The following is an 11,854-nucleotide window of genomic DNA, read 5'->3' on the forward strand; positions in this document are numbered from 1 at the left end:
AATGAAAAGCCCCCGCATTGCGGGGGCTTTTTTATGGGCTGCGGTTGCTACGGCCTCGACTAGTCGAAGGGGTTTTAGGCTCAACGTGCCGGGAGGTGACTCAGCTCCATCCGCGCATTGGCAGTTCAGGCCCCAAGGTCTCCAAGCAAGGCGCTGAGGGTGGCCTTGCCTTTCTTCTGGTTGGCCTCGACGTCGAGATCGCCCTGGCCCTCCCACTTCAGATCCTCGTCTGGAAGCTCGTCCAGGAACCGGCTGGGAATGGTTTCGATCTTTTCCCCGTACTGGCGGCGCGCGGCGGCGTAGGTCAGGGTCAGGGTTTCCCGGGCCCGGGTGATGCCGACATACATCAGCCGGCGTTCTTCTTCGATGTTGCCTTCCTCGATGCTGCTGCGGTGCGGAAGGATTTCCTCTTCCAGTCCCATGATAAATACGTGGGGAAACTCCAGGCCCTTAGAGGCGTGCAGGGTCAGCAGCTGAACCTTGTCGCTGTCGTCGTCCTCCTCCCGTTGCTCCATCATATCGCGCAGGATGAGTTTGGTGATGGCGTCTTCAATGCCCAGTTCGTCAGCGGTGCCCTTGCCGTCATCGAGCATGCGCTGGATCGACTCCACCAGGTACCAGATGTTCTCCATCCGGCGTTCAGCCTGTTTCGGCGTGCCCGAGTGCTGGTGCAACCACTCCTCATACTCAATGTCGGTGAACAGCTGCTTGATCACCGGAATCGGGTCTTCACCGTGCAGGCGCTCGCAGGTGGCATCGACCCAATGGGCAAAGCGGCGCAGTCGGTCCAGGCCTTTCTCGGTGACATGAGTTTCCGCTCCCATGTCGCCCAGGGACTTGAAGAGGCTGACATTGCGAGCCCGGGCATAGTGGCTCAATTGTTCGAGCGTGCGCGGGCCGATTTCCCGGCGCGGCACGTTAACTACCCGGAGAAAAGCGGCGTCATCGTCCGGATTGATCAGCAGACGGAGGTAGGACATCGCGTCCTTGATCTCGTTCTTGGAGAAAAACGACTGGCCGCCGGAGATCCGATACGGAATCTGGTAGGCCTGCAGTTTCATCTCCAGCAGCCGGGCCTGGTGGTTGCCCCGATAGAGCACCGCGAAATCCCGGAATTCCAGTCCCTTCTTGAGTTTCTGATCCAGGATCTCGGTCGCGACCCGCTCGGTCTCCGCGTCTTCGCTGCGGCAGCGGACGATCCGGATTTCCTCGCCAATGGTGTGGTCACTCCACAGCGCTTTCTCGAACACGTGCGGGTTGTTGGCGATCACAGTGTTGGCGCTGCGCAGGATGCGGCCGGTGGAGCGATAATTCTGTTCCAGCTTGACGATTTTCAGGCTGGGGAAGTCTTCCTTTAGCTGTTCCAGGTTTTCCGGACGGGCGCCACGCCAGGCATAGATTGACTGGTCATCGTCACCGACTACGGTAAACGCGGCCCGCTCGGCTACCAGCAACTTGACCAGCTCGTACTGGCAGACGTTGGTGTCCTGGTATTCGTCTACCAGCATGTAGCGGATCTTGCGCCGCCATTTCGCCAGTACTTCCGGGTTGCTGCGGAACAGCTGCACCGGCAGCAAAATCAGATCGTCGAAATCAACCGCATTGTAGGCTTTCAAATATTCGTTATACTTCTTATAAATCAGTGCAATGCGTTGTTCTCGTTCGTCCGCCGCTTTGCTTAGGGCCTCGCTCGGGCTGCGAAGGGCGTTCTTCCAGGATGAAATGGTCATCTGGACATCGTTCAGTTCGTCACCGGCATCGGTGCTGCCTTCGTGCAGCATCAGGTCCTGCAGCAGGGCTTTGGCGTCTTCGGCATCGAAGATCGAGAAACCGGGGTAGTAACCCAGGTGCATGTGCTCTTCCCGGATCATGTTCAGACCCAGGTTATGAAAGGTTGAGACGATCAGGCCCCGGGTGAGTTTGCGGTCGACGATGCGCCCGACCCGCTCTTTCATTTCCCGGGCGGCTTTGTTGGTGAAGGTTACGGCGGCAATGTGGCGGCCGGGAATGCCCAGCTGTTCAATCAGATAGGCGATCTTCCGGGTGATAACACTGGTTTTGCCACTGCCGGCGCCGGCCAGGACCAACAGGGGACCATCGGCGTAGCGTACCGCTTCACTTTGTCTCGGGTTGAGCTTGTTCACAAATAAGGGGCCAGAATTGGACAAAAGGGGACTATCGAACGTTTGGTGTATTCTACACCAGCAGGACTTTCTGTACCTTGACCGTGTATCGTCTATTCTACATGGGACGGATTCGGACGCTCACGCAACCATGGATTCTGCTAAATGACGCTTCCCCTGGAAATGATACGGCGAAGTCAGCTGCGGCTGTTGCTCCTCATTCCGGACTATTCAGACTACCTCTGGCTGCACGATTACCTGTCCCGGGATCGGGAATTCGAACCTGACATCATCTGGTGCCCGGACCTGATTGATTGTGACGACCTGATTCACAACGCCAGCTTTGACGTTATTATCTGGGACTGCGTATTTCACGGCGGCTCCGAACCAGCCTTTCTGCAATACCTGGCCGTGGCCAGCAATGAGAAGCCGGTACTGGCCCTGAGTGCCGAACCGGCCGAGGAACGCGCGCCGGAACTCCTGGCGGTTGGTGCGGACGACTATTTGTGTCGGCAAACCCTGGATCACTGGAACCTGTGCCGGGCGGTCAAGAGTCTCTGGTACCGGAGCCAGCTGTCCGAGTCGTCGCACACCCAGCTTGGCAGTGCGGTTGCTACAGGCTTCATCAATCGGGATCTGTTCTTCGACCGGCTGCAACAATCCTTGTTGCGGGCCGAACGGGGCGAGCATCGCCTGGCATTGTTGCATCTGAATATCGACGATTTCCGCAGCATCAACGAATCCTTCGGCTATCAGAACGGTGATCAGTTAATGCTGAAACTGGCTGAACGGCTGCGGCATACCCTTCGGCGGGTGGATTCGCTGATGCGCATTGGTGGCGATGAGCTGGCCATCATTGTTGAACAGGTCGAGGACTCCCTCGATGTTGCCCACATTATCCGGAAAGTGATCGGTGCCCTGGATGAGCCCATCACGGTCAGTGGTCAGGTCATTGGGTTGAGTGCCAGCGTTGGCGTGGCGACCTACCCGGAGTCCGGTGATAATGCCGAGAACCTGCTCCGGCGGGCCAACCGCGCCACGTTCGAAGCCAAGCGGGAGCCGGGATCCAGCTACCGTTTCTATGATCATCAGCTGCACATTTCCGCCGGCCACCAGCTTCGGCTGGAGGGGGATCTGCGCCATGCCCTCCGGGGCCGGGAGCTGGAATTGTATTATCAGCCCCGGATCGATCTGGCCACCGATGAAGTGCGCGGTGTCGAGTGCCTATTGCGCTGGAACCATCCGGAGCGGGGTCTGGTAGGGCCCGACGAGTTCATACCGGTGGCGGAACGCAGTGGCCTGATTGTGCCGATCGGTTACTGGGTGATCGAGCAGGCCTGCCAAAGGCTCCGGGAATCTGCAGATCTTGGTTTCCCGGGACTGGTGTTCGCGGTGAACCTGTCGTTCCGCCAGTTCCACGATCGCAAGATGACTGAGACCATATTCCGGATCATCTTCAACGCCAATGTTGATACCAGTCTGTTGGAGCTGGAGCTCACTGAAAGTGCCATGATGCACGATCTGGACTACGCCCAGCGCTGTCTGCGGGAACTCAATCAACTGGGTATCAGCTTCGCGCTGGACGATTTTGGTACCGGCTTCTCCTCGCTCAGCAACCTTCAGCACCTGCCCATATCGCTGGTGAAAATCGATAAGTCGTTTATTCAGGAACTGGGCCATTCTGCGGACGCCGAACACATCATTCGGGCCATCATCAGCCTGGCCCACAGCCTGCAGATCAGCGTGGTTGCCGAGGGTGTGGAAACCGAGGGACAGCTGGAGTTCCTGCGCGACCAACACTGCGATGAGATCCAGGGTTACTATTACGCCCGGCCCATGCCGTGGAAAGACCTGGTGCAATTCCTGCGCAACCGCGGACAGGCTGCTTGCCTGCAACGATAAGCCGCTGTACCTTTCCTTCTTTAATCCGATACCGATCCTATTTAACAGAGGTTGCATGAACAGTATTTCCAGGCGCATCGCCGACGAACTCGGCGTTCGTGAGCAACAGGTCAATGCCACCGTCGAAATGCTCGACGAGGGTGCAACCGTTCCGTTTATCGCCCGTTACCGGAAAGAGGTTACCGGCTCGCTGGACGACAGCCAGCTGCGTAACCTGGAAGAGCGGCTGCGTTACCTGCGCGAGCTCGAAGACCGGCGGAGCACCATCCTCAACAGCATCGACGAGCAGGGCAAGCTGACCGACGAGCTGCGCGCCAGTATCGACGGTGCCGACACCAAGAATCGCCTGGAAGATCTGTACCTGCCGTACAAGCCCAAGCGTCGCACCAAGGCCCAGATTGCCCGTGAGGCCGGTCTGGAGCCATTGGCGGACGCCCTGCTTGAAGATCCGACGCTGGAGCCCGAGGCCACCGCCCAGGGCTATCTGAATAAAGAAGCCGGTATTGAAGACACCAAGGGCGCGCTGGACGGCGCCCGCTATATCCTCATGGAGCGCTTCGCGGAAGATGCCGAGCTGCTGGGCAGTCTGCGTGATTTCATCTGGCAGGAAGGTCAGTTAAAGGTGTCGGTGATTGAGGGCAAGGAAACTGAGGGCGCGAAGTTCCGGGATTATTTTGATCACGTCGAGCCGCTCAAGAAGGTGCCATCGCACCGGGCCCTCGCCATTCTGCGTGGCCGCAACGAAGGCATCCTGGCGTTTACCATTGTGGTCGGTGATGTTGAAGACAATCGCAAACAGCCACATCCGGCCGAGCAGCGCATTGCCGCCCACTGGAATCTCCGGGACAGCGGCCGGGCGGCCGACAAATGGCTGTCAGAAGTGGTGCGCTGGACCTGGCGGGTAAAACTGTCGACCCAGATCGAAACCGACCTGATGGCCCAGGTACGCGAAGCCGCGGAATCTGAGGCGATCAACGTCTTTGCCGCCAACCTGAAAGATCTGCTGCTGTTGGCGCCGGCTGGTCCGCGTCCAACCCTGGGGCTGGACCCCGGGCTTCGGACCGGGGTGAAAGTGGCGGTGATCGATGGCACCAGCCAGGTGGTGGGCCACGGCGCGATATACCCCCATGCCCCGAAGAACCAGTGGGACCAGTCGATTGAGCAATTGGCTCGCTGGTGTCGCGACTACAAGATTGAGCTGGTGGCGATCGGCAACGGCACCGCATCCCGGGAAACCGAGAAGCTGGTGGCCGACCTGTGCAAGCGCTACCCGGAACTGAAGCTGGCGCGCATCGTGGTCAGTGAGTCCGGGGCCTCTATCTATTCCGCTTCCGAATTCGCTTCCCGCGAGCTGCCGGACCTGGACGTCACCATTCGCGGTGCCGTGTCCATCGCCCGCCGCCTGCAGGATCCTCTGGCCGAGCTGGTGAAGATCGAGCCCAAGTCCATCGGCGTAGGCCAGTACCAGCACGACGTGTCTCAGGTGCAGCTGTCCCGCAGCCTGGATGCCGTGGTGGAAGACTGTGTAAACGGTGTGGGTGTCGATCTGAACACGGCCTCCGTGCCCTTGTTGGCACGGGTGTCTGGCCTGAACCAGAGCATCGCCCAGAACATCGTTGATTTCCGCAGCCAGAATGGTCTGTTTAACAACCGCAAGCAGCTGCTGAAGGTGTCCCGCCTGGGCGATCGCACCTTTGAGCAGGCCGCCGGTTTCCTGCGGATTGCCAGTGGCGATAATCCCCTGGACCGCTCGTCGGTGCACCCTGAAGCCTACGGTGTGGTGGAGGCGATTGCCGCCAAGAATCAACGTAAGGTCGAGGACATTGTGGGTGATTCGTCGTTCCTGCGTGGTCTGAATCCGAAGGATTACGTAACAGAACAATTCGGGTTGCCGACTATTAAAGACATCATCTCCGAACTGGAGAAGCCGGGCAGGGACCCGCGCCCGGAATTCCGCTTCGCCAGTTTCGAGGAAGGCGTGGAAACCCTGAGTGACCTGAAGCCAGGTATGGTGCTGGAAGGCTCGGTGACCAACGTCACCAACTTCGGTGCGTTCGTGGACATTGGAGTTCACCAGGACGGGCTGGTACACATTTCTGCGCTGTCCCATACTTTCGTGAAGGATCCGCGGGAAGTCGTGAAAGCCGGGGATATCGTCAAGGTCAAAGTGATGGACGTGGATATCCCCCGCAAGCGAATTGCCCTGTCCATGCGTATGGACGATCAGCCGGGTGAAAAGAACGATGGCAAGCCAGCCGGTAGCGGGCGTGCCCGTACCGAACAGAAGACCGGCAGCCGGAATTCACGCCAGAGCGGCGGCGGTCAGAAACAACAGCAGGGCGCCATGGCGGGTGCATTGGCCCAGGCTCTGGCCTCGGCCCGCAAAGGATAGCCGTTAACCGGTTTTCTATCTTTTCATCGATCGGCGCGGTTCACGAGACTGCGCCGGTCGCAGCAGGAGTTCACCATGGCTGAGTCCCGCCATTCTGTTTTTCGCCAGTTTGCCGCCAGTGACTGGCAGGGTTTTCGTAAAGGCGTCGAAAAGGAAGGCCTGCGCGTTGATCGCAACGGCTTTATTGCTCAGACCCCGCACCCGAAGGCGTTGGGGTCGGCCCTGACCCATCCGAGCATCACCACCGATTATTCGGAAGCGCTGCTGGAGCTGATTACGCCGGTATGCTCAAGTACCGATGAAATGCTGGAGTCGCTTCGCAACATCCACCGGTTTGTGCAGCAGAATCTCGGTGACGAAGTGTTCTGGGCCGCTAGTATGCCCTGCGAACTGGACGGCGATGCCAGCATTCCCATTGCCGAATACGGCAGCTCCAACATCGGTCGCCTGAAGCATGTCTATCGTCAGGGCCTGGCGGTGCGTTATGGCCGGATGATGCAGAGCATCGCTGGCGCCCATTACAACCTGTCGCTGCCCGACAGCTTCTGGCAGATCTGGCAGCAAGCGCTGGGTAACCAGCAAAGCCTCAAGGACTTCAAATCTGATCAGTACTTCTGGCTGATCCGCAATTTCCGTCGTCGCAGCTGGCTGTTGATGCTGCTGTTCGGCTCGTCCCCGGCCCTGGATGCCAGTTTCGTTGCCGACACCAGCCACAAGCTTAGCCGGCTAGATGACCGTACCTGGTTCGGCCAGGATGCGACTTCCCTGCGGATGGGCGATTTGGGCTACCACAACAATGCGCAATCGTCGCTCAATATCTGTTTCAACGAACTGAGCACCTATACCCAGACCCTCGACCGGGCCATCCACACGCCCTGGCCGGCCTATGAAAAGATCGGGGTTCGTCGCGATGACCAGTTCATCCAGATCAACACCAGCGTGCTGCAGATTGAAAACGAGTACTACAGCGCGGTGCGCCCGAAGCGGACTGCCGAAAGCGGAGAAAAGCCGATTCAGGCGCTCGAGGCCCGCGGCGTCGAGTACATCGAAGTTCGTTGCCTGGATTTGGATCCGTTCTCGCCGGAAGGTGTCAATGCCGCCCAGATCGACTTTTTGGACCTGTTCCTGCTGGATTGCCTGCTGACTGACAGCCCGCGTATCGGCGACGATGAGTGCGAGCGGCTGGATGACAACTACAAAGATGTGGTTGCCCAGGGCCGTAACCGAGAACTCAACTTGTGCCAGGGTGGTGCGCGCAAGCCAGTGGGTGACGCAGCAACAGCCCTCTTTGACCAACTGGAGCCGCTGGCGGAATTGCTGGACAGCTGGACCGGAACCGACACCTATCGCAACGCACTGGCCGAGCAGCGCGGAAAAATGCCGGAGCTTGGCGTCTGGTCGGTGCCGTCGTCCCAGGTAGTGGATGCCATGCGGGAATCCGGGTTGGGCCATCGGGAGTGGGTGATGGAGCAATCCCGCCAACACCAGCAGACCCTTCGCGAGGAAGGTCTGTCACCGGAAATGCAGGCATCGTTCCAGGCCATGACCGAGCAATCCCTGGCGGATCAGGCCCGCATGGAAGATGTGGATCAGCCGCCGTTTGGCGTGTTCCTGGACCAGTACCTGAAGGCTTGAGGCCGGGGTCTCGCAGCTTGGGCGGACCTGACTCACAGAATCCAGACAAACTGTTTGTCAGGTCTCAGGCCGACTGTTAGTTTTTGTAATCACAGGGACAACAGGGGATGGCGTCATGCCAAGGGATATCAAGCTCGGCTGGGAAGTAGAGGCGCTCAATAAGGCCTATCGACAGGGTTATATGGCAGCCTCGATGGGCATGGATAAGGCCCGTTGCCCGTACCGCGGTGATGTGGTCATTGCCGCCTGGGAAGCGGGTTGGGACGACGCCGATCAGGTCGCCCGGGAAAGGCAGGCAGTGCAGGACAACGATTTGTTCTCCCGCATCGCCTGAACCTGTTAATCTCCGCGCTACTTCTGCACCACGAATTCAGTAAACAGCACGCCGGTGATGCTTTCACCGGTTTGTTGCTCTTCCAGCACCTGATTGATCCGGGTTGTCGCTTCCTCTCGCAGAGCCTGCTGGCCTTCCAGGGCTGTCAGCCGCTCGCTGTCCGTTTGCTCACCAAGCAGCATGACCAGCTCATGGCGCAGTCTCGGCATGTGTGCGTCCAGCGCCGGTTGGGCGCCAGTACTGGCAACCCGAAGGCTGACTGAGGCCTTGAGATAGGTCACCTTGGTGCCCGGCGTGCCGATGTGGGTCACGAACGGCGGGTCCATGGCAATATAGGCAGTAATGCGATCTTCCTCGACGGCTTCCTCTTCTTCTTCGGGCTCCTCGGCGGCCAGTGGTGTGGCCACCAGTGAGCATAAGAGAAGCAACAAGGTCAGGGCGAGTTTTGGCTGAAGTGTCATAAGCTTGAAGTTGGTCATGGTTTAGGGTTAAGTGGCCGATCAACAATGATGCCACCGATGGGACCGAGAATAGCAGGCCCTGTGGGTGGATGCAGGTTCAATTCGTTTATCCGAGGTGTTGTTTTGACAAGCAGGCAGGTGTTCGGACTTATTTTTCTGGTGTGCGCCGGGTTACTGGGTGTCGCCTTTTACATGCAATACGTGATGGGGCTCGAGCCCTGCCCGCTGTGCTGGCTCCAGCGCTTTGGGTTCATGGGCGCAGGTCTGGTCAGTCTGATGGCGGTGTTACATGGCCCTTCTGGCCTGGGTGTGCGCATCTACGGTCTGCTGCTGGCCGTGATGGCCGGCGCGGGCCTGGGTGTTGCCGGTCGTCAGCTCTGGCTGCAGAGCCTTCCGGCGGATCAGGTTCCTGCCTGCGGCCCCTCTGTCGATTACATGCTGGAGGTACTGCCGTTTTTTGAGGTGCTGGCTACTGCACTGAAAGGCACAGGTGATTGTGCCGAAGTGGTTTGGCGTTTCATGGGTCTGAGCATTCCCGGCTGGACGGCCGTGTTCTTTAGCCTGCTGGTAGTGACCGGCCTTGCCTTGCTGTTGCGTCGCTCAACGCCAAAAAACGGCATTGCCGGCTGAAACGGTTGCGGCAGACCGCAGCCATGGGGTAAGTTGAAATTACTTGAAAAGACATCAAGACCGAGACAGAAGATCCGGAATAAAGCGGAGAACAGGCGTCATGCTGGAAAATTGCCGAAATGCGAGGGAGCGATGGGGCGGAGTCAGCGAGCTCATTGACCGCTGGCTCAAAGAGCGTCAGGAGTTGCTGGTTCATTACTGTGATCTGTCCGGGGAAAACGATTTTTCCCAGACTGAAGCCCTGAGAGAAAAATTTGTGCGCCTGTGTGAAGTGTTGGTTGATTATGTTTCGACCGGGCACTTTGAAATCTACGAGCAGCTGGTTCGTGAGGCCAAGGACTTCAACGACGGTGGCCAGGAGCTGGCGGCCAAATTGTATCCTCGTATTCAGGAAACCACTGAGGTGGCCCTGAACTTCAACGATCGTCTGGACGGCAAGGAGTTGTCCGAAGACGAGCTCAAAGCTCTGTATGGCGAACTGTCGAAATTGGGTGAGAGTCTGGAAAGCCGTTTCGAGATGGAAGATTTTCTGATCGAGCATCTGCACAACGCGCATGCAGGCAAATTAGCTTCGGTCTGACCGACGGAATTGGCAAAAAAAAGCCTCAGCACCGGGTAACCGGGCTGAGGCTTTTTGCTGGCTGCTCGTTATTCTGAGTCAGCCTGCGGATTAATCTCCAGCAGTTCGACGTCGAATACCAGTGTTTCGTTCGGGCCAATGGCGCGATTGCCGCCAGGGCCATAGGCCAGATCGGCCGGGATGTAGAGCTTGTAACGAGCACCTTCGCTCATCAGCTGCAGGCCTTCGGTCCAGCCCGGGATGACCTGGTTCAGTCCGAAGGTTACCGGCTCGCCGCGCTCGCGGGAGCTGTCGAAGACTTCACCAGACAGCAGCTCGCCGGTGTAATGAACCCGGACGGTGTCCGTGGCGGCTGGCTTCTCGCCGGAGCCTGATTCCAGGACTTCGTACTGCAGGCCCGAGTCCGTGCTCTCCACGTCATCGCGATCCGCGTTCTCTGCCAGGAAGGCTTCGCCTGCTTCCAGGTTCTTTTGGGCTAGCTCTTCAGCCTGTTCAGACTGCTTCTGCTGCATTTCCTGCTGGTAGCTCATCAGGGCAGCTTGAATTTCTTCGCGGCTCATGCGCTGGGCTTCTTCGTCGCCAGCGTGGCCATGCTGAATACCCTGTAGGAATTGATCCATCTGCAAATCCGGCAGATCGTTGCTCATCCGCTCACCGAGTACCAGGCCCATGCCGTAGCTGACTTTCTGGTCGGTGGATTCCAGCTTCGGATCTTCCGGAGTCTCTGGCGGGGTGGAGCAGCCGGCCACAACGCCAGCCATTGCCAGTGCGAGCAGTGTCTTTTTCATTGCTTCATCCTTTAACGTATGTGCCGGGGCAGGGCCCCGTAGAGTGTATGTCGGAACGCAGAAGGTAACGGGTTCTGGCGGCAGTTGCCACTGAACATGTGTTAAGAAAACGGACGGATATCCTAGCTACCGTTACTGCCCGCGGTCGGACCCATGGAGAAAGGGGCCCGATAGGGAGACTGCCAGTCGTTTTCCGGATCGGCGACCCGGTTGCGGGACAGATCAGTGTCGGCGCGCTCGATCGCCAGGGTGTTCCAGCGACCCTGGGACGGGGGTTGGTCGGCGTAATGCCAGTTGCCCTCGGTGTCCTGCCACTTGAATACGATGTCCGGTCCGTCGGTAGGCACCGGGGAGGGTACCAGTCCTTCGAAGGCTGGTATTTCTTCAGGTGTTTCCTCGGCGACAGATTCTGTAACCTGCTCGGGGTCATTGAGGCCAAAGAAAATCAGCATCAATAACAACCCCAGTGCCGGGAATGAGATCCGGATGAGCCATTTCATAATCATGGCTTGTGGTCTCCCGTGGAGATGTCGGCCAGCGTGCCGGCCAGTGCATTCAATTGGCTCTTTGCGTTCGCGACCGCGCCCGTTGAAGGGGCGGCAGCCTCGAGATTGTTCTGGATGAGTACATCGCGTCCGTGCATATCGCCAGTTTCCGGATTGTTGGTTGTCAGTGTATGCCAGGCTAGTGCGAGTTCTATACGCTCGGCTTCAAGTTCGAGACCAGCAACGCCTTCACGCAGAGTGGTACACTGCGCACTTGCCTTCGGAAGCCGTTGTCGAACAGCGCGCAAGGCGCTCGTTACACGGTTGCGCCACTCTGTTACCGTAGCGTCTTCATTTCCGGTGTACGATTGATCGTCCAGCGCCAGCCAGGCTGCGCACAGGACTCTGGTGACACTCCAGCCTTGCTGCTGCAGCGCCAGGCAATTTTCCTGAACGCCCGCCTTTTGCCAGAAGGCTAATGCGAATTGCCACAGAGGGTTATCGGATTGCAGTTGCACCGGCAA

Annotated in this window: 11 protein-coding genes; 6 read left to right on the forward strand and 5 right to left on the reverse strand. The window is 58.5% G+C overall.

The annotated features are described in order from the left end of the window. Positions 1-125: 125 nt before the first annotated feature. Positions 126-2,144 carry a DNA helicase Rep gene (rep, locus tag QUE89_RS02150; RefSeq protein WP_286221656.1) on the reverse strand — a complete coding sequence of 673 codons (2,019 nt, stop codon included), beginning with the start codon at positions 2,142-2,144 and terminating at the stop codon, positions 126-128. Positions 2,145-2,288: 144 nt separating this feature from the next. Between rep and QUE89_RS02155 the strand changes: the two genes are divergently transcribed. The 4 genes from QUE89_RS02155 (at position 2,289) to rmf (ending at position 8,386) form a co-directional block, all read left to right on the forward strand. Next, positions 2,289-4,025 (forward strand): GGDEF/EAL domain-containing response regulator, encoded by a 1,737-nt coding sequence (locus QUE89_RS02155; protein ID WP_286221657.1) that lies wholly within the window; start codon positions 2,289-2,291, stop codon positions 4,023-4,025. A 55-nt stretch (positions 4,026-4,080) separates the two neighbouring features. Further along, positions 4,081-6,417, forward strand: a complete 2,337-nt coding sequence (locus QUE89_RS02160; RefSeq protein ID WP_286221658.1) for a Tex family protein — start codon at positions 4,081-4,083, stop codon at positions 6,415-6,417. Between the two features lie 75 nt (positions 6,418-6,492). Further along, positions 6,493-8,052 (forward strand): glutamate--cysteine ligase, encoded by a 1,560-nt coding sequence (gene gshA / locus QUE89_RS02165; protein WP_286221659.1) that lies wholly within the window; start codon positions 6,493-6,495, stop codon positions 8,050-8,052. Between the two features lie 115 nt (positions 8,053-8,167). Next, positions 8,168-8,386 carry a ribosome modulation factor gene (gene rmf, locus QUE89_RS02170; RefSeq protein ID WP_286221660.1) on the forward strand — a complete coding sequence of 73 codons (219 nt, stop codon included), beginning with the start codon at positions 8,168-8,170 and terminating at the stop codon, positions 8,384-8,386. 17 nt (positions 8,387-8,403) lie between these two features. On the opposite strand, the gene QUE89_RS02175 is transcribed toward rmf, so the two are convergent. Next, complete coding sequence (locus QUE89_RS02175; RefSeq protein WP_286221661.1) at positions 8,404-8,847, reverse strand: flagellar basal body-associated FliL family protein; 444 nt, start codon at positions 8,845-8,847, stop codon at positions 8,404-8,406. A gap of 123 nt (positions 8,848-8,970) precedes the next feature. On the opposite strand from QUE89_RS02175, the gene QUE89_RS02180 reads away from it, so the two are divergent. Beyond that, positions 8,971-9,477, forward strand: coding sequence for a disulfide bond formation protein B (locus QUE89_RS02180; RefSeq protein WP_286221662.1), 507 nt, complete (start codon positions 8,971-8,973; stop codon positions 9,475-9,477). Between the two features lie 100 nt (positions 9,478-9,577). Then, positions 9,578-10,057: a sigma D regulator gene (rsd, locus tag QUE89_RS02185; RefSeq protein ID WP_286221663.1), complete on the forward strand. Its 480-nt coding sequence runs from the start codon at positions 9,578-9,580 to the stop codon at positions 10,055-10,057. A 68-nt stretch (positions 10,058-10,125) separates the two neighbouring features. Here rsd and bamJ read toward each other — a convergent pair whose 3' ends face one another. The 3 genes from bamJ to QUE89_RS02200 form a co-directional block, all read right to left on the reverse strand. Next, on the reverse strand, positions 10,126-10,845 hold the full coding sequence (gene bamJ, locus QUE89_RS02190) for a BamJ family beta-barrel-assembly machinery protein (protein ID WP_286221664.1): 720 nt from the start codon (positions 10,843-10,845) through the stop codon (positions 10,126-10,128). 122 nt (positions 10,846-10,967) lie between these two features. Continuing rightward, positions 10,968-11,351 (reverse strand): DUF4124 domain-containing protein, encoded by a 384-nt coding sequence (locus QUE89_RS02195; protein WP_286221665.1) that lies wholly within the window; start codon positions 11,349-11,351, stop codon positions 10,968-10,970. Continuing rightward, positions 11,348-11,848, reverse strand: coding sequence for a TIGR02444 family protein (locus tag QUE89_RS02200; protein ID WP_286221666.1), 501 nt, complete (start codon positions 11,846-11,848; stop codon positions 11,348-11,350). The genes QUE89_RS02195 and QUE89_RS02200 overlap by 4 nt, the downstream gene beginning before the upstream one ends. Positions 11,849-11,854: the final 6 nt, after the last annotated feature.

Source organism: Marinobacter sp. LA51 (genome assembly GCF_030297175.1).
Taxonomy (GTDB): domain Bacteria; phylum Pseudomonadota; class Gammaproteobacteria; order Pseudomonadales; family Oleiphilaceae; genus Marinobacter; species Marinobacter apostichopi.